Raw genomic sequence first — 19550 nt, 5'->3', positions numbered from 1 at the left:
CGGAACCACCCCGTCATACACGTGGGCAAAAGGGGGAGCAGTTTACAAAGCCGGCTAGAACGACACAATTTTTTTTTGCAAGCCCCAAAAAGGTGCATTGCGCACCTTTTTGGGGCGTGTTTTTAGCGAGCTTGAATCTCTTGCTGCACGCTAGCGAAACTCCGCGCCCATGGCTTACCCGACCTCAACGAGGCCGGCAGAGTCTTGATAGCTTCAAGCGCTGCATTGCGGCTGGCAAATGAACCATAAGTAACCACGTATAGCGGCTTGCCCTCATGCTGCTTGACGAAGTACCGGTAGGTTTCACCGTGCTGCTTCACCAACGCCTCGGCGTTACCTTGGTTACGCGTCCCCAGCACCTGTATCAGGTAGTTGGTTTTGGGCTGACTGGCGTACCAGCTCGCTGTAGAGGCAGGCGCACCAGGCTTCGCGGCCGCCGGCTGCACCGGCTCGCGAGGCGTCTCGACTGGCGGAGCAGGTTCAACCGCAGGGCGCTGGATCGTGGCGCTATCTGCAGCCGTAGGAGCTGGTGCGGTATTGCGTAACGGCTCGCTGACGTTTGCGGGTTCTTCTTCAATCACGGCCGGTGAATTATCCGACTCCAGGCCGCCGGCAGCGGCAAGAGGTTCGCGGACAATCGGCTGATCAGGCTCGGACTGAACGACCTCGGCTGCGGCGCTTTCGTCACCGCCCGGATCCTCGGTCGACGTTTCCGGAGAACGTGTTTCCGCAGCGCCCCCAGCATCGAGCGGCAAGCTGGTCGTGGCCGGAGCCACTGATTGATCACCGGAGTCACGCATGAACAACGCAATGACGACGACAAGAACGACCGCCGCCAAAGCCAGCAGGTGCTTCATGGGCAGCGGCAGGCTCCAGCCAGTCGACTTCCGATTCGCTTTGGACTGCTGCATGGCATCGACGAGCTCGTCGCGTGCCACCTGATTTATCGCACCAGGCCAGCCACCGGAATGCTCATGGATTCGCAAAATCTGGTCTTCGCTGAAGCACTCCAGCGTGCCCCCGGCACCTTCCAGGCGCAACGCCAAATATTCACGGGTCTCGTCTTCTTCGTACGGCTGAAGCGCGATCACATGAAAGCGTTCCTCACCCTCGACCAGAGCCTCCAGGCGCGCCACCAAGGCTTGTTCACCAAACAGAAAGACATGCGGCCTGCCTTCGGGGCTACCCTGGGCCAATCGCAACAGTGTCTCGACCGCAGCGCCCGTCAGCCGCTCAGCGTCGTCGACCAGCAGATAGACCTCCTGCCCGGTGAGCGCTAATTGAATGATCTGCGCCATGATCGAGTCGAAGTCGGCCCGCTGGCTGCCAAGCGCCTGCGCGATCTGTTGCAGGACGAGATTGGCATCGAGGGTGTCCTGAGGCGAAATGACCACACTCTGAACCGCCTGCTTGTTGCTGCTCGCAACGAGCGCCTGGCGCACCAGCGTCTTGCCGCTCCCTTCCGGGCCGGTCACCACCAACAGCAACTGACTGTAGCGGGCCAGATGATGCAATTGCCCCAACACGGGCTTGCGCTGAGCCGGAAAGAACTTGAAGCCTGGCACACGAGCGGCGAAAGGATCGTGACTGAAGCCGTAATGGTTCAGGTAGGAATCGTCAGCAGACAAACTGGTCATGGACATCTCTTAAATATTCGACTCTTGGGCAAGCGCGTCGTAATTGACGTTCAATGTGGCTTCCAGCATCTGACGAGGAAAGTCACCCGTTACGACGGCTTCGCCCAACCGTTTGAGCAGCACCAACCTCAACTGCCCGTTCAGAACTTTCTTGTCGACCGCCATGTGCTGAAGAAAATCCGCGGCGCTCATATTGGTTGGTGGCACCACAGGCAGGCCGGCGCGCGCCAGCAACCGCACGGCTCGGTCACGCTCATTGGCGGAGATCCACCCGAGCTGCCGCGACATTTCGAGAGCCATGACTGTACCCGCCGAAACGGCTTCACCATGCAGCCACACGCCGTAGCCCTGATGAGTCTCGATGGCATGTCCGAAGGTATGACCGAGATTGAGCGTGGCTCGAATGCCCGATTCCCGCTCGTCCGCTCCCACCACCCTGGCCTTCGCCGCACAGGAGCGCCGGATGGCTTCGGTAAGCGCCGCCTGATCAAGGCTACGAAGCGAGTCGATGTTGTTTTCGAGCCAGCTCAGGAACGGCTCGTCGCAGATCAGGCCATACTTGATCACTTCAGCCAGACCAGCCGATAACTCGCGCGGCGGCAAGGTCGACAAGGTTGCGGTGTCGATCAGCACTGCCTGCGGCTGGTAGAAGGCACCGACCATGTTCTTGCCGAGCGGGTGATTAATGCCCGTCTTGCCGCCCACGGACGAATCGACCTGGGACAGCAGTGTCGTCGGGACTTGAATGAAATCAACGCCACGCTGGTAGCAGGCGGCTGCAAAACCGGCCATGTCGCCTATGACCCCGCCACCCAAAGCGATGACCGTGGTGTTGCGGTCATGCCTGGCCGTCAGCAAAGCATCGAAGATCGACTGCAGAGTTTGCCAGTTCTTGTGCGCTTCTCCGTCTGGGAGGACCACGGAAGTGACCGGGTAATCAGCGAGACTGCGCGAAAGCCGATCAAGATAAAGCGGCGCAACGGTATCGTTGGTAACGATCGCAACTTGCTTGCCACGAATGTGACGGGACAACAGATCACCACGATCGATGAGCTGCTCGCCAATGAATATCGGATAGCTTCGCTCGCCGAGGTCGACATGTAGAGTCTGCATAGGGGCCCCACGATTAAAGGGAGCTAGGATAACGCAGATCGACCCAGGCTTTCACGAGGTGCTAGAGCTTGAAGCTGCCCGATGATTTCCACCACGACCAGGCGTGGGGGACGCTCATCCGTCTGGACCACAATGTCCGCCATTTCACGGTACAGCGGATCCCGCACAGCCATCAGATTGGTGAGAATCTCGCGGGGATTGGGCGCTTGCAACAGCGGACGATTGCGGTCCCGAGAGGTGCGGTCGAGCTGCTGCTCAACCGAAGTACAGAGGTAAATCACCCGCCCGCCAGCACATAACACCTGACGATTGTCCGCTCGGAGCACCGCACCACCGCCAGTTGCCAGCACGACGCCGTCTATCTGGCACAATTCATTGATAGCGACGTGCTCCCTTTCACGGAAGCCCTGCTCTCCCTCGACATCGAATATCAGCGGGATGCTTGCACCGGTGCGTTGTTCGATCTCCTTGTCGGAATCCCGAAAAGGGAGGCGAAGCTCCTTGGCGAGCAAGCGCCCGATGGTGCTTTTGCCAGCCCCCATCGGGCCGACGAGGATGATATTGGGCATTGGTTGTCTAACGGCTGGCTTGGATCGCCTGATTATTCATGATCCGAGGAGTAATGAATACCAGCAGCTCAGATTTCCGGTCTTGAATCAAATCACGACGGAATATCCGGCCTACGAACGGCAGATCGCCTAAGAACGGAACCTTGTCAACGGATTTGCTCTGAGTATTAGAGAACACACCGCCAATTACGATCGTCTCACCATCAGTGACCAAGACTTTTGCGTTGACCTCGTTTTTACGGATAGCAGGGATACCACCGGTGCTGGCAGCTTGCGAGAAATCAGGCTCATCCTTGGTGACCTTCACTTCCATGATGATGCGGTTATCAGGAGTGATTTGCGGAGTGACCTCCAAAGATAACGCCGCCTCCTTGAAAGAAGTGCTGGTCGCACCACTGGAACTCGCCTCCTGATAGGGCACTTCCGAGCCTTTTAAGATTTTTGCGGTCTCCTTGTCTGCGGTAACGACCTTCGGTTGCGATACAACCTCTCCGTTACCTGTTTTTTCCATGGCAGAGAGTTGAAGATCAAGGATGGCATTATTGGTGACGAAGCCCAAGCCAATCCCGGAGGTTGCACCGACTGCGCCCAAGTCAACAAAAGGAGTATTTAGAGGTACTTCACGAATCCCGGGGAAACGTCCGACCTGCTGGGAAGGAATATACCCCTCGTCACCCGGTTTACCGCTTGCATTAGGATCATCAGCTACGCCGAGCTGCCCGTTTTTGCCCCAAGCATTCCATTTGTCACCGGCCCAGAGATTCCCCCCCCAACGCACACCCAGGCTCTTGTCATAATCAACGTTAGCCTCGACTATGCGAGCCTCGATCATGACCTGACGTACGGGAATATCCAGTTGCGCCACGATGCGCCGCAGCTCGTCGAGCCGCTCCTGCGTCTGGTAGGCGATGATGTTGTTAGTGCGATCGTCAACAGAGATCGAACCGCGATCCCCACTGGCTCCGTCCGTGTCGGTAACCGACTGGAACAACCGCGCAATATCAGAAGCTTTGGCATAATTGACCTGCACGACCTCACGGCGTAGAGGCGCCAGTTCAGCGATCTGGCGCTGCGACTCTAACTCCTGACGCTCACGTGCAGCGATCTCGTCCGCTGGCGCTACCAGCAGCACGTTGCCAACCTGACGCTTGTCGAGCCCTTTGGTTTTCAGCACCAGATCCAGCGCCTGATCCCACGGCACGTTCTGCAGACGCAGCGTGATGTTGCCTTGCACGGTATCGCTGGCGACCAAGTTGAGATCGGTGAAATCCGCAATCAACTGGAGAACCGAGCGAACGTCGATATCCTGGAAATTCAGCGACAGCTTCTCTCCGGAATAGGTGAAGTGCTCGGCCTTGCGCTTCTCGGCGTCGGATTCGCTAAGCGGTTTGACGCTGATGGTCAGCTTGTCGTCGGTCTGGTACGCCAAGTAGTCGTAAAGGCCGCTGGGCTCGATGGCGATGTTTGCGCCCTCGGCCTTGCTGCTGGAATCGACGAACTTGACCGGCGTAGCGAAATCCTGCACGTCTAGCCTGACACGAAGCGACTCCGGCAGCTGCGTCTTGGCGAATGAAACCCGGATTTTGCCGCCCTGCTCTTCGATGCTCGGACTGATCGACGGGTCCGACAGTGTGATGATGACGTTACCGGCCCCATCTTCCCCACGACGGAAATCGATGTTACTGATCGCCTTGCCCGCAGCCACGGAGACGGTCGGTTTTGCCTTGTTTAGCGGGGCCACCGGAGCGGCCGCTACAGCCGCGGTTGCTGCACCGCTTTCACCGAGCACGACGAACAAATTATTTCCGTCTACCCGAGTCGAATAAGGCACCAAGGAAGTGAGGTTTACGATGAGCCGCGTGCGACCTTGGGCCTCGACTACGGTCACACTGCGGGCATTACCGACACCAAGCTCGTGGTTTTTGGATTTCAGCTTGCTGGAAACACCTGGCAGGTCGAGCGCGATCCGCGCCGGCTGGTCGAGCGTATAACCCCGCGGGGTGGGCACAGGCTCATCGAAGGCCAGTTTAAGTTCAACGCGGTCACCGGGCAGCGAAGCGACATCGAGTGCATTGAGGTTCGCCGCCAGCAGCGCGGGCGAAATCATCGCCGCCAGCAGGGACAAGCCGAGACGAGAGAGAGTGGTATTCATAGAAGGATTCCGTTGTGCAGACCGGTAAAGGTTTTCCATTTTTGCCATGACTCAAGAACGCTCTTTCAAAGTCAGGCTGCGCGGGCGCTCAAGCCAACCACCCTCTCCGTCAGGAACGATTTCGAGCACATCCACCTCGGCTTCGCTGATATCAACGATACGACCATGGTTGCGCCCCAGATAGTCACCGACCTTGACTCGGTGAACCCCGTCACCACCTTTGATCAAGGCGTATCTCCCAGCATCATTGGTCAATGTTCCGACCATGACGAAGTTTTCGATATTGAACTCTTCGAGGAACTGCTTGATGCGAGTCTCGTCAGGCCGAATGTCTTTCGATCCTTTTTGCCGCTGGGTCAGGTCGATCTTCATTGGCGGCTGAAATGGATGCCGCAGCGAGGCCGCGCTATAGGTGAAGGCCTCGTATGGCAAGAACGCTGGCAATGGCTCGATCGTTCCTTTCGGCTTGGCCCGCACGTCGTCCATGTAAGCGCGCAGATCCTCGAAGTCACTGCTGACGCCACAGCCAGTCAGCAAAACTAGAGCCATGCCCAGTGCAATATTTCGGGCTCCATTCATTTCTGCAGCCCCTTGTCGTTGTAGCGGTAGGTCTTGGCCAGAACGCTCATGTGCAGCTTGGAAGAAGAATCCTTGCTGAGAGGCTTGATCTCGAAGTCATGCAGGGTGACGATCCGCGGCAGGCTCGCCACTCCACTGACAAAAGTCGCAAGATCGTGATAACCGCCAACCACTTTGATCTGTATCGGCAGTTCGATGTAGAACTGCTGGGTAACTTCTGGCTGCAGCTTGATTTCTTCGAACTCGAGCCCGCTACCCAAACCGGTATGAGTGATGTCTTCAAGCAAGCCTGGAACTTCAGTGTCGCTGGGCAGCTGGCGTAGCAACGCGCCAAACGACGCCTCCATTTCCACCATCTGCGCCTTGTAAGCCTCAAGGTTCGCAGCCTGGAACGCTTTCGAAGAGAACTGCTGCTTCAAGGTTTCCTCTTGAGCCTTCTGCTGATCAAGTCCGGCCTGCAGATCGCTGAGATGGAAGTAATAGCCTCCTCCGAGCAACAGAACCATCAGCAGTATCGCGGCGATAACCTTCACCGCGGCGGGCCATGAGCCCAAATTATTCATATCCAGGTCGGCGAGATCGACGCTGCGCAGGCTTTCCAGAGAACTAGCCAGACTCATGGCTTATCTCCTTCAGCAACTGCGGCCGGCTGCGTCTGCTGCACCGTTAGCTGGAACATGTTCTCCTGATCCACTGCACCAGCAGTAACAGCCTTCACTTCGTTGAGGTTTGGCGCTTCCAGCCATTCAGATCCATCCAAATTGCGCATCAGGTTTGAGACCCGGTTATTGGATTCCGCGCCGCCAACGATGGCGATGTTCTTGCCGGTCATTTTCAGCTCGGTGAAATACACGCCATCGGGAAGCGTACGTACCAGTTGATCGAACACCCTGCCAATGATGGGGCGATTGCCCTGCAGGTCCTGAATGATCTTCATACGTTCGAGCAATTGCTGCCGACGCTCACGCAACTCTTTGATCTCGGCGATTCGCGCATCCAGAACGGCAATCTCCTTGCGGACGAAGTCGTTCCGCGCGTTCTGCCGCTCGATGGCGTGATTGAGGTACTGATCTGCGAGAAACAACAGGCCCGCCGCCAGGATTGCAACGCCGGCGAGGGAAACCAGAAAGCGCTGCTTACGCTCTTCGCGAAGCTGCTCTCGCCAAGGTAAAAGGTTGATCCGGGCCATCAGTCGAAACTCCTCAAGGCCAACCCACAGGCAATCATCAGCGATGGCGCATCACTAGCCAGTGCACCCGCGTTAACCTTGCCGCTCAAAGCCATATCGGCAAAAGGGTTGGCGACTAAAGTCTGGGTTCCGATTTTCTGCTGAATCAACCGATCCAGCCCGGGGATTGAAGCCGTACCGCCCGCCAAAAGGATGTAGTCCACATCATGGAACTGCCCCGCAGCGAAGAAGAACTGCAGCGAGCGTGAAACCTGCTGAACAACCGCCTCTTTGAACGGCTGCAACACTTCGCTGTCATAGTCGTCTGGAAGGCCTCCCTGCTTTTTGGCCAGACCGGCCTCTTCCATCGAAAGGCCGTAGCGACGCTGGATTTCCTCGGTGAGCTGGCGGCCACCGAACAACTGTTCGCGCGTATAGATGGTGCGACCGTTATGCAGCACGCTCAGCGTGGTCATGGTCGCGCCGATATCCACGAGTGCCACTGTCAGCTCATCATGACCAGCGCCCAATTGCGGCGCCAATAGATTGTAAGAACGCTCCAGCGCATAGGCTTCGACATCAACGACCTTGGCCGTCAACCCCGCAAGAGCGAGCGCCGCCTCGCGAATCTCCACGTTCTCCTTGCGGCACGCGGCCAGAAGCACTTCGACGCGTCCCGGAGAACGAGGCGCAGCGCCCTGCACTTCGAAATCTATCGCGACTTCTTCCAGCGGATAAGGAATGTATTGGTCCGCCTCGATCTTCAGCTGGTTTTCCAGATCGTCATCAGACAATCCGGCTTCCATCTCGATGCTCTTGGTGATGACTGCCGAACCGGAAACAGCTACGGCGGCCGACTTGACTCCGGTTTTGGCCTTGGCTAACAACCGAGTCAGCGCCTGACCTACACCTTCGAGTTCAGCAATGTTCTTTTCCACCACGGCATTTGGCGGAAGCGGTTCGACCGCATAGGACTCAACCCTATATCGGGAGCCTGAGCGGCTTAATTCGAGTAGCTTGACGGACGTCGAACTGATGTCGATCCCAAGCAGCGTGTTCGCTTTCTTAGTGAAGAGCCCTAGCACGGCCGATTTCCTATCTTTATCCGCCACTTACGGATTAATTATGTTTGTCCGCATTAGATAACAGCCTTGACAGAAGCGCAAATGGCTCCCCGGCAAAAAAACCGCTTATAATGTGAACGGTTTTTCCTTTCAGCATCGTCTGCGGCTTACCCCTCATTCCCCACCCTGGATTCAAAGAACCCCGATGCGTTTTCTGAAGTTTTTCCTATGGTCGTGCCTGGCTATTTTCTGCGGGCTTTTGCTCAGTTTGAGTGGCGCTTTCCTGTATCTCAGCCCCAACTTGCCGTCAGTTGAATCGCTGCGCAGCATCCAGCTTCAGATACCGCTGCGCGTCTATAGCAATGACAACAAGCTGATCGCCGAGTATGGCGAAATGCGTCGCTCCCCTATCGGCTTCGACGAAATACCCAAAGACTTTATCGCCGCGCTGTTGGCCGCCGAAGACGATAACTTCGCTAACCATTATGGCGTCGACGTGAAAAGCCTGATGCGCGCTGCCACGCAATTATTGAAAACCGGCCAGATTCAGACCGGCGGCAGCACTATTACCATGCAGGTCGCAAAAAATTACTTTCTGACCAGCGAGCGGAGCTTTTCGCGCAAGATCAACGAGATACTCCTTGCGCTCCAGATCGAAAGAGAGCTGAGCAAGGACGAGATTCTCGAGCTGTACGTCAACAAAATCTATCTAGGCAATCGCGCCTATGGCATCGAGGCCGCAGCCCACGTCTACTATGGCAAATCAATGAGCGAGCTGAGTCTGGCGCAAATGGCCATGATCGCAGGCCTACCCAAGGCGCCATCGGCTTTCAATCCGCTGGCCAACGCTGAACGCGCCAAGGAGCGGCGTGATTGGATTCTGGGCCGGATGTATCGACTGGGAAGAATAGACGAGGCGCGCTACCAACAAGCACTGGCGGAAGTTGTCGACGCGTCCTATCACGGCTCCTCGCCCGAACTCAACGCCCCTTATATAGCCGAAATGGCGCGCGCTGAAATGGTGGGCCGCTTCGGCAGCGCAGCCTACACCGACGGTTTCCGCGTTTATACCACCACAACCAGTGAACGCCAGATTGCCGCCAATGAGGCTCTGACACGGGGCTTGATCGAATACGACCAGCGTCACGGCTATCGTGGTCCGGAAGCTCAGCTGGCAGGTACTGATCATGAAGAATGGCTGAAAGAACTGGGCACTTATCGCAGCCAGTCCGGCCTACTACCCGCTGTAGTCAGTGCGATTTCCAAAGACGCCATCAAGGTCATCCTTCGTGACGGCAGCGAGCGGAGCATCGGATGGGAGAGCATGAAGTGGGCCCGCCCGTTCATCAACAGCAACAGCCTTGGGCCGCAACCCAAAGCCCCATCGGATGTAGTCAACGTTGGGGACGTGATCCGCGTCAGCATCACGGGTGATGAAACGCTGTTCACCCAAGTGCCTCAAGTGCAGGGCGCTCTTGTATCTATCGACCCTATTGATGGCTCTATCGAAGCCTTGACCGGCGGCTTTTCCTTTGGCCAAAGCAATTACAACCGTGCCATCCAGGCCAAGCGCCAACCTGGATCCAGCTTCAAACCCTTCGTCTACAGCGCGGCACTGGATGCCGGATTTACCCCCGCAACCCTGGTAAACGACTCACCTATCGTCTTCGTCGAGGAAGGCCTCGATCGCGTTTGGCGCCCAAAGAATGACAACAACACGTTCCTAGGTCCGATACGCCTGCGCGAAGCCCTGTACAAGTCGCGCAATCTGGTTTCGATTCGCCTTCTGCAAACCCTGGGCATTCCCTACACGGTCGATTACATCAAGCGCTTTGGCTTCAAAGGCGAGGACCTGCCCCCGAACCTCTCGCTCGCACTTGGCACCGCAACCCTGACCCCCATGGAAGTAACCATTGGCTGGACCGCTTTCGCCAATGGTGGTTACAAGATCGAACCCTACCTGATCGAGCGGATCGAGGATCGAGACGGCAAGACCATATTCGAGGCAAATCCTGTGCGCGTGCCGCAACGCAGCGCCGCTCAAGTGGAAGATGGTGAAGCACAGGTGACCACTTACGCTCAGAGCGACGCCCCGCCGATGGGCACATCGGATCTAGACACGCAGCAACCGCTGCATGCCGAGCAAATCATTGACGAGCGCACCGCGTACATCATGACCAGCATGCTGCAGGACGTTATCAAGCGCGGCACGGGCAGAAAGGCGCTGGCGATGGGACGTAGCGATATCGCCGGGAAGACCGGCACCACAAACGAGTCCAAGGACAGCTGGTTTTCCGGCTATAACGCGGACATCGTGACAACGGTCTGGGCCGGCTTCGATCAGCCACAAACGCTTGGTCGGCGGGAGTACGGAGGAACGGTGGCGCTGCCTATCTGGATCGATTACATGAGTTCGGTACTGGAAGGCATTCCCGAGCATGCACCTGCCGAACCCGAAGGAATCCTGACACTGCGGATCGACCCGAAAAGCGGCCGCGCAGCTTCTCCGGGCACACCAGATGCCTATTTCGAAATCTTTCGAAGTGAAGACTCACCGCCCAACATGGATGACGAGATCATTCCTGGCTCCACGTTGCCCGGCAGTCCGCTACCTGCGTCCGAAGCCGCACCCATCGACCTGTTCTAACCCACCAGAACGGCTCAGCTGTGACAACGGCTGAGCTATTCAGAATCTTTAAGGCAATTCTTCTCCATTAAAAAGCAGCGCCAAATAAAAAAAACCCGACCGAAGCCGGGTTTTTTTTCATGCTGCAAGCCCCGCCAAAGCGGGGCCATGCCAGACCTAGTCAGACATTGAACACGTCGTCGACCGATTTGAGCGGGTAGTTCGACGGGTACGGCAGGGTCGCCACGCCACTTTCGATCGCCGCCTTGGCCACCGCATCGGAAACGAGGGTAATCAAGCGTGGATCCATCGGCTTCGGAATGATGTATTCACGACCGAACTGCAGCTGTTCTACGCCATAAGCGGAGGCTACTTCAGCCGGAACCGGAAGTTTGGCCAAGTCTCGCAGCGCCAGTGCGGCGGCGATCTTCATTTCCTCGTTGATGCGCGACGCACGAACGTCCAATGCCCCACGGAAAATGAAAGGGAAACCCAGCACATTGTTGACCTGGTTCGGGTAATCCGAGCGCCCCGTCGCCATGATCACATCGGAACGTGTCGCGCGTGCCAGTTCCGGGCTGATCTCAGGATCCGGGTTCGAGCAAGCAAAGACTACCGGGTTCGCCGCCATGCGATTGAGTCCTTCAGCGCTCAGCAGGTTGGCGCCAGACAAACCAACGAAGACATCCGCGCCATCGAGCGCATCATCCAGCGTGCGCTTGTCGGTTTCGTGAGCAAATACAGCCTTGTACTGGTTTAGGTCGTCGCGGCCGGCATGGATGACACCCTTGCGATCGATCATGAAGATGTTCTCGATCTTCGCACCCATGCTCACCAGCAACTTCATGCAGGAAGTCGCCGCAGCGCCTGCACCGAGGCAGACGATCTTGGCCTGCTCCAGCGTTTTGCCGGCGATCTCCAGTGCGTTGAGCATGCCCGCCGCGGTAACGATGGCAGTACCGTGCTGGTCATCATGAAACACCGGGATATCGCACTGCTCGATCAGCGCGCGCTCGATCTCGAAGCATTCCGGGGCCTTGATATCTTCCAGGTTGATGCCACCGAAGGTGATGGAGATGCGCTTGACCGTATCAATGAAGGCCTGCGGGCTTTCCGCATCGACTTCGATATCGAACACGTCGACGCCGGCGAAGCGCTTGAACAGGACACCCTTGCCTTCCATAACCGGCTTGGATGCCAACGGCCCAAGGTTGCCAAGGCCAAGAATCGCGGTGCCATCGGAAATCACAGCGACCAGATTGCCTTTACCGGTGTATCGGTAAGCCAGCTCCGGGTCACGGCCGATTTCTCGTACCGGCTCTGCTACGCCAGGGCTGTAGGCCAATGCCAGGTCCCGAGCGGTGGAAGTGGGCTTGGTCAACTCGACGCTCAGCTTTCCCGGACGGGGCTTGGCGTGGTATTCGAGCGCGGCTGTTTTCAGGTCAGTCATGGGGCATTTCCGCTTGTTTTTTCTGGGACAGACAGGCCGCCGAGCATACGCCAAGACTGATCGCCGTCACAACCCAATGGAAAAAGCTGACTGTCAAGTGCTCGCTCTACGACCTTCAGATGACAGGCGAGCAACGATCCCTATACCTCCTGCGCCGCGCGTAAAACGCGTCAGGGCAGCGGAGCGAGCATCGATGGGTGGCTTATTCTCAGCAACCAGCGCGCCTGCTGCGACAAATTCGCGCGCCCCTTGCGATCGACCACCCAACCCCTTGCCTCGATCTCTTTGCCGGGCAGGTCTTTCAATGAATCGTCAAACCCCGCAACGGCATCGCGCGGAATCTGCAGGACCAATGGGCCGTCCAGTTCCAGCCAGACGCCACCCCGATTCACCTCCAGCCGATCGACACGTGCCCGGACCAGCGCAAAACCGCCATGGCGTAAACGCTCCGTCGAGATTACCGGAGATCGGCGCCATACCCCCTCGCCGGCGGAGCGGGCCTGACGCTCTACGGCTCGGTGACAATCGGCCAACAAGCTATTGGGCGCGATAGCCACAAAGAAACCCAGCCCTTCGGCAAGCAGCACAGCTTCCAGGTTCTCGCCGCGATCGTTGAAGGCATGGGCCAGAAGACGGCCGTAGTGATCCCGAGCCTGTTGACCGAGGCGCAGATCCAACCGCCCACCGCTGGCTTTCACCAATGCCTGCAGTCGTTGCCGGGCCGCATCCGCGAAAGGCTCGGCACTGCGTCCCTTGCGGCCCATCTCAGGCGCATTCACGCCGATGAGGCGCACGTTGCGCCCATCGGCCAGGCGCAACGTATCGCCATCGATGACCGTCGCCACCTTTACTCGTGACAGCGGACCACTGACGGGACAGAACGCCTGCGCCTGCAGGCTGAAAATGGCACAAACGAAAAAGGCGCCCACCAGGGACGCCTTTTTCAGTTGCTCGGAAAACCTCATGGGATTTCCGTCGCGGCGACAGCTTACTTGGCGCCGAACACACCGAAACGCTGCTTGAAGCGGTCGATACGGCCGCCGGTATCTAGCACTTTCTGCTTGCCGGTGTAGAACGGATGGCACTCGGAGCAGACGTCGATGCTCAGATCTTTGCCCAGCGTGGAGCGAGTCTTGATAACGTTGCCGCAGCTGCAAGTGGCGTCGATTTCAACGTAATTAGGATGGATATCGGCTTTCATGGAAAATCCTCTAGGACTTGTGCCGCCACCCGACCCTATGTCGAGTACCGCACGGAAGGGCGCGAATGATACCAGAGCCCGATATCGATGCAAGGACAGCTGATCGCCTCATATAGTGCCGATGCGGACACCCGCCCCGCTCAAGGCATCGCGACACTGTCATCGCGCCGTATCGTTTAAGATCGGCATTCGTCGCTAAGGACTACCGCGTGCCCCAACCCATACTCCGTCTCGCGCTCCCCTCTCCGCTGCGCAGACTCTTCGACTACCTTCCACCCGCTAGCGTCCCACCCGCGTCGCTGCAGCCAGGCATGCGGCTGCGCGTGCCGTTCGGGCGGCGTGAAATCGTCGGGGTTCTGGTTGAGGTCGTTGATCATAGTGCGGTCCCCGAAGCGAAGCTCAAACCGGCGCTGGAGCTGCTCGATACCCGCTCCCCGCTCCCGTCCGCTCTGTTCAGATTGTGTCTGTGGACTGCCCAGTATTATCAGCACAGCTTGGGCGATACCTTCAGTTGGGCACTGCCGGTTCTGTTGCGCCAGGGCGAACCCGCCGAGGCAAGACAGGAGCGTTTCTGGCATGTCACCGACGGGGCGCGGCCCGAAGACCCTCGCCTCAGCCGAGCTCCGCGTCAGCGCGAGGCGTTGAGAACCATCGCCCAACATCCCCACGGCGTGGCCCACTCACTACTCACCCAGTTGCAATTGAGCAAGGACAGCCTGGATCTGCTGCTGCAAAAGGGTTTGTTACGCATCGAGACCCGCCGTAGTCATCAGGTTCAGCGCCATCAGGGCAGCTGGCTGCTACAGCCTGAACTGCCGCTGAATCAGGAACAACGCGCCGCGTTCGAAGCCATTCGCGCCGGCCTGGATGGGTTCCAGGTATCTCTGCTGGCGGGCGTCACCGGCAGCGGCAAGACCGAGGTCTATCTGCAGCTGATCCACCAGGTGCTCAAAGCCGGCAAGCAGGCCTTGGTGCTGATCCCCGAAATCAACCTCGGCCCGCAAACCCTGGCCCGCTTTGAGAAGCGCTTCAACGCCCGCATCGCCCTACTGCACTCCAACGTCAACGACCGTGAACGCCTGGATGCCTGGCTGGCGGCACGGGACGGCGAGGCGGACATCATCATCGGCACCCGCTCAGCGCTGTTCACCCCGATGAAAAGCCCCGGGCTGATCATCCTCGACGAGGAGCATGACGCCTCGTATAAACAGCAGGAAGGCCTGCGCTACCACGCCCGTAATCTGGCAATCGTCAGAGCACGCCAGGAGAATCTGCCGGTTCTGCTGGGGTCGGCCACACCCTCACTGGAAAGCCTGCACAATGCCCACAGCGGCCGCTACGCCCTGCTAAAGCTGACCCAGCGCGCTGGCGATGCGCAGGCCCCACGCTTTCTGCGTCTGGATGTGAAAAGTCGACCTCTGGACTCAGGCATCTCCGGCCCGCTGCAGCAGGCCATGGCTCAGACACTCGCTGCCGGACAACAGGTCCTCGTGTTCCTGAACCGCCGCGGCTTCGCTCCATCGCTGCTTTGCCACGATTGCGGCTGGCTCAGCCAATGCCCGCGTTGTGACGCCAGAATGACCCTGCATCAGCGTCACAACGAGCTACGCTGCCACCATTGCGGCCACGCCGAACGCCCACCGCGCAGTTGCCCGGATTGCAACAGCGTCGATCTACGCCCCGTTGGAACCGGTACCGAGCGCGCCGAAGAACGATTGGGCATCATCTTTCCGGACTATCCTGTGCTGCGCATTGATCGCGACAGCACTTCGCGCAAGGGCTCGATGGAGCAGCTGCTGGCCACCATCAACCGCGGCGAACCTTGCCTGCTGATCGGCACCCAGATGCTTGCCAAAGGTCACCATTTCCCCCGCGTCACACTGGTCGCCATTCTCGACGCCGATGGCGGGCTATTCTCGGCTGACTTCCGTGCCAGCGAGCGCATGGCCCAGCTAATCGTCCAGGTAGCCGGTCGCGCGGGCCGCGCCGAAGAGACCGGCAAAGTCATCATTCAGACACACCTTGCCGATCACCCGCTGCTGGTCCAGCTCACCGAACAAGGCTATTTCGCTTTTGCCGACCAAGCACTGAGCGAGCGCCGTGCCGCTGGCCTGCCGCCATTTAGCCATCTGGCTCTGCTGCGTGCCGAGGCGACGAAGCCCGGTCAGGCCGAAGAATTCCTCGATCACGCCTGCCATGAGGCCGAACAGCTCATGGCGCAGCTCGGCCTCAGCGGTATCGAACTGCTGGGACCGGTGCCGGCACCAATGGAGCGTCGCGCAGGGCGTTATCGCGCCCAGCTGTTGCTGCAGGCCAATGCCCGCGCCCCTCTGCACAAGTTGATGAACGCATGGCTGCCAATAATCGAGCAACTTCCTTCCAGTCGCGCGGTGCGCTGGTCGCTGGATATCGATCCGATCGATTTGTTCTAACCCTGCCCTGCCGCAGCCATCCAGCTACAAACTTTCGTCGGCTTTTTGGCTTCCGCTTGCCCTGGTGGCTTGTCGCTTGCCGCTGCTCTTATAATGCGCAGTTTTCGACCAAAGCCTCCGGGCCGACCGAGCAAACGATGAAAGACAGCATTCGCCACCTTATCCAGCAAGCCCTTGTTCGCCTCACCGCTGAAGGGGTGCTGCCTGAAGGATTGAGTCCGACCATCCAGGTGGAGAACACCCGCGACAAGACTCACGGCGACTTCGCCAGCAACATCGCCATGATGCTGGCCAAACCTGCCGGAATGAAACCCCGCGACCTGGCCCAGAAGCTCATCGAGGCATTACCGGCGGACCCCAGCGTTAGCAAGGTGGAGATCGCCGGCCCGGGCTTTCTCAACTTCTTTCAGAACAGCGCCGCGCTCGCCCAACGTCTTGACGCGGCGCTCGGCGACCCGCATCTCTGCGTCAGCAAGGCAGGTCCAACGCAGCGAGTCGTAATTGACCTGTCGTCGCCGAACCTGGCGAAGGAAATGCACGTTGGCCACCTGCGCTCGACCATCATCGGCGATGCGGTGGCGCGCGTGCTGGAGTTTCTCGGCGACGAGGTGATCCGGCAGAACCACGTCGGTGATTGGGGTACGCAGTTCGGCATGTTGCTCGCTTACCTAGAGGAAAACCCCGCCGCCGCCGAAACGGAGCTGTCCGACCTGGAACAGTTCTATCGCGCCGCGAAACAGCGCTTCGATGATTCTGCCGCGTTCGCCGATCGAGCCCGCGAACTGGTAGTGAAGCTGCAGGCCGGCGACGCCGACTGCCTGCGCCTGTGGAATCGCTTCAACGAGATTTCCCTGTCGCACTGCCAGAAGGTCTACGACCGCCTGAACGTCAAACTCACCCCTGACGACGTCAAAGGCGAAAGTGCCTACAACGCCGAGCTGGGCGACATCGTCGAGTCATTGAAAGCCAAGGGGCTTTTGAGCGAAAGCAACGGCGCCCAGTGCGTGTTTATCGAGGAATTCAAGAACGCCGAGGGCAACCCGCTCCCGGTCATCGTGCAGAAGGCCGGCGGCGGCTACCTCTATGCCACCACCGATCTGGCGTCCATGCGCTACCGCAGCCAGCAATTGAAAGCCGATCGCGCCCTGTACTTCGTCGATCAACGCCAGGCCCTGCACTTCCAGATGGCCTTCGAAGTCGCGCGCCTTGCCGGCTTCGTCAGCAGCGACATGCAGCTCGAGCACATGGGTTTCGGCACCATGAACGGTGCCGATGGCCGGCCATTCAAGACTCGCGACGGTGGCACCGTGAAGCTGGTCGACCTGCTCGACGAAGCCGAACAGCGCGCCTACAGCCTGGTGAAGGGCAAGAACCCGGATCTGGACGAGGCAGAGCTCCGCCAGATCGCTCGCGCCGTCGGTATCGGCGCAGTGAAATATGCGGACCTGTCCAAGCACCGCACCAGCGACTACAGCTTCAACTTCGAACAGATGCTCAGTTTCGAAGGCAACACCGCGCCCTATCTTCTCTATGCTTACACCCGCGTGGCCAGCGTGTTCCGCAAGCTTGGTACCGGGATGGACGGCCTGACCGGCGAGATACAGCTGCAAGCCGAACAGGAACAAGCGCTGGGCGCGAAGCTTGCCCAGTTCGCAGAAGTACTGAATGGTGTCGGCGAGAAGGGCGTCCCGCATTTGCTATGCAGCTACCTGTACGATCTGGCCGGGTTGTTTTCGAGCTTCTACGAACACTGCCCGATACTCACCGCCGATAGCGACACTGCGAAGCAGAGTCGCCTGCGCCTGGCCGCGCTGACCGGCAAGACCCTCAAGCAAGGCCTGGAATTGCTCGGCCTGGAAACCCTGGAGCGGATGTAAGTGGCAACCAGGAAAAAACCCGCCCCCAAGCGCGGGGCGAGCCGCTATCAGGCGCCCGCCAAAAAGCCCGTACCCGGCTGGGTCTGGCTGGTTTGTGGTTTGGTCATCGGCGGTTTCATCACGTTCCTGATGAACCTCGAACCCGGCCGGGACGAGATCAAGCGCACCACGGACGCACCCAAGCCTAAAGAGCAACCGAAGCGCTCCTTGCCGGCACAGGAGCAACCGGTAAAGCCCAAGTACGACTTCTATACGTTGCTACCTGAGTCCGAAGTGATTCTGCCGCCGGAAGCGTCTAAGCCCGAACCGCCCAAGCCGGTGACACCCGAAGAAGCCGCCAAGATCGACACGGCGCGGGCAGAAGCTGCGCTGAACGGCCAGGTACCGCCGCCTCCACCGCTGGTGGCCAAGGCGCCGGTTACCCAGTTCTTCCTGCAGGCCGGCTCGTTCCGCAAGCAGCAGGAAGCGGAAAAGGTCAGGGCTCAGATCATCCTGCTGGGTCAGGATGTGCGTGTCGAGAACGTCACCGTTCGTGATGAGGATTGGTACCGCGTTCTGGTCGGCCCCTTCGCCAATCGGGAGCAGCTTGGTCAGGCACAGAAGACGCTATCTGCAAGCGGCTACAACAACTTGCTGCTTCAGCAACGGCAGGCACGCTAAACCAAGGCGTCACCCGAAACACACAAGAGCCGCGAAACAGCGGCTCTAGCCTTCCCGCGGCGCGTAAGCGAAGACATCGGCGCGCATCTGGGTCGCGTCCATCCCCGCCTCTACCAGCGCATCCAGCGTGCCGTAGATCATTGCCGGCGAACCGCTGGCATAGACATGCACCGGCTTGAGATCACCGAAGTCCTCGCATACGGCTTCGTGCAGCATGCCGCAACGCCCCTGCCAGCCACAGACGTCACTGACCACTTGGTGGAGAAATAGATTGGGCATCTCTCGCCACTCATCCCAGTGGGGTAACTGATAGAAGTCTTCCGGCCGGCGCACGCCCCAGTACAGATGCACCGGATGGGCGAAGCCCTCGGCCCGGCAATGTTCGATCAGGCTGTGCATCTGCGCCATTCCGGTTCCGGCCGCGATCAGTACCAGCGGTCCATTCGGGAGCTCGGCGAGATGCGTATCGCCGAACGGCATCTGCACGCTGACCATCCCTTGGCGCCTGATGAAATCGAGCAAACCGATCGTCGACGGCTCACGTGCCAGCACATGCAGTTCCAGTTCACGACCACGCCCCGGCGCAGACGCCAGGGAAAAGGCACTGAACTCGCCGTCTTCGCGCTTCAGCAGCAGGTACTGTCCGGCGTGATAGCGCGGCGGCTTGCCTGCAGGCGCGCGGAGCAGCAACCGGAACACGTCGCCGCCCACGTCCTGGCAACTGATCAGCTGGCAACCGAACGTCCGTACCGGCAGCTCGCCAGGGGCGAGCACGCCGTCCCATAGCAGGACACAATCCTCTTCAGGCTCGGCCAGACAGGCGAAAACCTCGCCATGATCCTGACTTACACCACGCTGGCGCACCCGACCATTGACCAGCAAGGCCGCGCAGACCAGACAGTTACCGTTGCGACAGGCCTGCGGGCAGTCGTAGCCCAGGCGCCGGGCAGCGTCGAGTATCAGCTCGCCCCGCTGGACTTCAAGCACGGCCCCAGAGGGTTGTAGCGTAACTTTCATCTATG

16 protein-coding genes are annotated in these 19550 nt (G+C 59.0%); 4 read left to right on the top strand and 12 right to left on the bottom strand.

Going from position 1 to position 19550, the window contains the following annotated elements:
- Nucleotides 1-122 precede the first annotated feature (122 nt).
- Genes E0D86_RS20035 through E0D86_RS20000 form a run of 8 tightly spaced genes read right to left on the bottom strand, consistent with a single transcriptional unit; the run spans nucleotide 123 to nucleotide 8303 of the window.
- A complete protein-coding gene (locus E0D86_RS20035) occupies nucleotides 123-1637 on the bottom strand; it encodes an SPOR domain-containing protein (protein ID WP_131651792.1) in 1515 nt (504 codons plus the stop codon).
- A gap of 9 nt (nucleotides 1638-1646) precedes the next feature.
- Nucleotides 1647-2750, bottom strand: a complete 1104-nt coding sequence (gene aroB / locus E0D86_RS20030) for a 3-dehydroquinate synthase (RefSeq protein WP_131651791.1) — start codon at nucleotides 2748-2750, stop codon at nucleotides 1647-1649.
- A gap of 23 nt (nucleotides 2751-2773) precedes the next feature.
- Nucleotides 2774-3319: a shikimate kinase AroK gene (aroK, locus tag E0D86_RS20025; RefSeq protein ID WP_131651790.1), complete on the bottom strand. Its 546-nt coding sequence runs from the start codon at nucleotides 3317-3319 to the stop codon at nucleotides 2774-2776.
- Nucleotides 3320-3326: 7 nt separating this feature from the next.
- The gene (pilQ, locus tag E0D86_RS20020) at nucleotides 3327-5471 is read right to left on the bottom strand and encodes a type IV pilus secretin PilQ (protein ID WP_131651789.1); all 2145 of its coding nucleotides are present in this window, start codon (nucleotides 5469-5471) and stop codon (nucleotides 3327-3329) included.
- 51 nt (nucleotides 5472-5522) lie between these two features.
- On the bottom strand, nucleotides 5523-6050 hold the full coding sequence (pilP, locus tag E0D86_RS20015) for a type 4a pilus biogenesis lipoprotein PilP (protein ID WP_131651788.1): 528 nt from the start codon (nucleotides 6048-6050) through the stop codon (nucleotides 5523-5525).
- Nucleotides 6047-6670 (bottom strand): type 4a pilus biogenesis protein PilO, encoded by a 624-nt coding sequence (gene pilO, locus E0D86_RS20010; protein ID WP_131651787.1) that lies wholly within the window; start codon nucleotides 6668-6670, stop codon nucleotides 6047-6049. Before pilO ends, pilP begins: the two co-directional genes overlap by 4 nt.
- Entirely contained in the window at nucleotides 6667-7239 is a 573-nt protein-coding gene (pilN, locus tag E0D86_RS20005; RefSeq protein ID WP_131651786.1) for a type 4a pilus biogenesis protein PilN, read from the bottom strand. The genes pilO and pilN overlap by 4 nt, the downstream gene beginning before the upstream one ends.
- Nucleotides 7239-8303, bottom strand: coding sequence for a pilus assembly protein PilM (locus E0D86_RS20000; protein ID WP_131651785.1), 1065 nt, complete (start codon nucleotides 8301-8303; stop codon nucleotides 7239-7241). Before E0D86_RS20000 ends, pilN begins: the two co-directional genes overlap by 1 nt.
- 184 nt (nucleotides 8304-8487) lie before the next feature.
- Here E0D86_RS20000 and E0D86_RS19995 point away from each other — a divergent pair, with 184 nt between their 5' ends.
- Complete coding sequence (locus E0D86_RS19995; protein WP_131651784.1) at nucleotides 8488-10929, top strand: penicillin-binding protein 1A; 2442 nt, start codon at nucleotides 8488-8490, stop codon at nucleotides 10927-10929.
- Nucleotides 10930-11089: 160 nt separating this feature from the next.
- Here the strand turns inward: E0D86_RS19995 and E0D86_RS19990 are convergent, their stop codons facing one another.
- From E0D86_RS19990 to rpmE, 3 genes are all read right to left on the bottom strand, one after another.
- Entirely contained in the window at nucleotides 11090-12358 is a 1269-nt protein-coding gene (locus E0D86_RS19990; protein WP_131651783.1) for a malic enzyme-like NAD(P)-binding protein, read from the bottom strand.
- A 170-nt stretch (nucleotides 12359-12528) separates the two neighbouring features.
- Nucleotides 12529-13323 carry a thermonuclease family protein gene (locus E0D86_RS19985; protein ID WP_131651782.1) on the bottom strand — a complete coding sequence of 265 codons (795 nt, stop codon included), beginning with the start codon at nucleotides 13321-13323 and terminating at the stop codon, nucleotides 12529-12531.
- Between the two features lie 23 nt (nucleotides 13324-13346).
- On the bottom strand, nucleotides 13347-13559 hold the full coding sequence (gene rpmE, locus E0D86_RS19980; protein WP_131651781.1) for a 50S ribosomal protein L31: 213 nt from the start codon (nucleotides 13557-13559) through the stop codon (nucleotides 13347-13349).
- A gap of 209 nt (nucleotides 13560-13768) precedes the next feature.
- Between rpmE and E0D86_RS19975 the strand changes: the two genes are divergently transcribed.
- The 3 genes from E0D86_RS19975 to E0D86_RS19965 all read left to right on the top strand — a co-directional run bounded on the left by E0D86_RS19975 (nucleotide 13769) and on the right by E0D86_RS19965 (nucleotide 18528).
- On the top strand, nucleotides 13769-15991 hold the full coding sequence (locus E0D86_RS19975) for a primosomal protein N' (RefSeq protein ID WP_131651780.1): 2223 nt from the start codon (nucleotides 13769-13771) through the stop codon (nucleotides 15989-15991).
- Nucleotides 15992-16128: 137 nt separating this feature from the next.
- A complete protein-coding gene (gene argS, locus E0D86_RS19970; protein ID WP_131651779.1) occupies nucleotides 16129-17868 on the top strand; it encodes an arginine--tRNA ligase in 1740 nt (579 codons plus the stop codon).
- Nucleotides 17869-18528: an SPOR domain-containing protein gene (locus E0D86_RS19965; protein WP_131651778.1), complete on the top strand. Its 660-nt coding sequence runs from the start codon at nucleotides 17869-17871 to the stop codon at nucleotides 18526-18528. It abuts the gene before it with no gap.
- Nucleotides 18529-18573: 45 nt separating this feature from the next.
- Here E0D86_RS19965 and E0D86_RS19960 read toward each other — a convergent pair whose 3' ends face one another.
- The gene (locus E0D86_RS19960) at nucleotides 18574-19545 is read right to left on the bottom strand and encodes a CDP-6-deoxy-delta-3,4-glucoseen reductase (RefSeq protein ID WP_131651777.1); all 972 of its coding nucleotides are present in this window, start codon (nucleotides 19543-19545) and stop codon (nucleotides 18574-18576) included.
- Nucleotides 19546-19550: the final 5 nt, after the last annotated feature.

It is taken from the genome of Pseudomonas sp. IC_126, from assembly GCF_004331835.1.
Classification (GTDB): Bacteria; Pseudomonadota; Gammaproteobacteria; order Pseudomonadales; family Pseudomonadaceae; genus Stutzerimonas.
The sequence above is the reverse complement of the archived record's forward strand: the minus strand, read 5'-3'. Positions and strand labels throughout refer to the sequence as shown.

Coding starts and splice junctions, on each gene's coding strand:
- pilP (WP_131651788.1), bottom strand. CDS start 6,050: ATGAATGGAGCCCGAAATATTGCACTGGGCATGGCTCTAGTTTTGCTG.
- argS (WP_131651779.1), top strand. CDS start 16,129: ATGAAAGACAGCATTCGCCACCTTATCCAGCAAGCCCTTGTTCGCCTC.
- E0D86_RS19990 (WP_131651783.1), bottom strand. CDS start 12,358: ATGACTGACCTGAAAACAGCCGCGCTCGAATACCACGCCAAGCCCCGT.
- rpmE (WP_131651781.1), bottom strand. CDS start 13,559: ATGAAAGCCGATATCCATCCTAATTACGTTGAAATCGACGCCACTTGC.
- E0D86_RS19960 (WP_131651777.1), bottom strand. CDS start 19,545: ATGAAAGTTACGCTACAACCCTCTGGGGCCGTGCTTGAAGTCCAGCGG.
- pilQ (WP_131651789.1), bottom strand. CDS start 5,471: ATGAATACCACTCTCTCTCGTCTCGGCTTGTCCCTGCTGGCGGCGATG.
- aroK (WP_131651790.1), bottom strand. CDS start 3,319: ATGCCCAATATCATCCTCGTCGGCCCGATGGGGGCTGGCAAAAGCACC.
- pilN (WP_131651786.1), bottom strand. CDS start 7,239: ATGGCCCGGATCAACCTTTTACCTTGGCGAGAGCAGCTTCGCGAAGAG.
- E0D86_RS20035 (WP_131651792.1), bottom strand. CDS start 1,637: ATGACCAGTTTGTCTGCTGACGATTCCTACCTGAACCATTACGGCTTC.
- aroB (WP_131651791.1), bottom strand. CDS start 2,750: ATGCAGACTCTACATGTCGACCTCGGCGAGCGAAGCTATCCGATATTC.
- E0D86_RS19985 (WP_131651782.1), bottom strand. CDS start 13,323: ATGAGGTTTTCCGAGCAACTGAAAAAGGCGTCCCTGGTGGGCGCCTTT.
- E0D86_RS19995 (WP_131651784.1), top strand. CDS start 8,488: ATGCGTTTTCTGAAGTTTTTCCTATGGTCGTGCCTGGCTATTTTCTGC.
- pilO (WP_131651787.1), bottom strand. CDS start 6,670: ATGAGTCTGGCTAGTTCTCTGGAAAGCCTGCGCAGCGTCGATCTCGCC.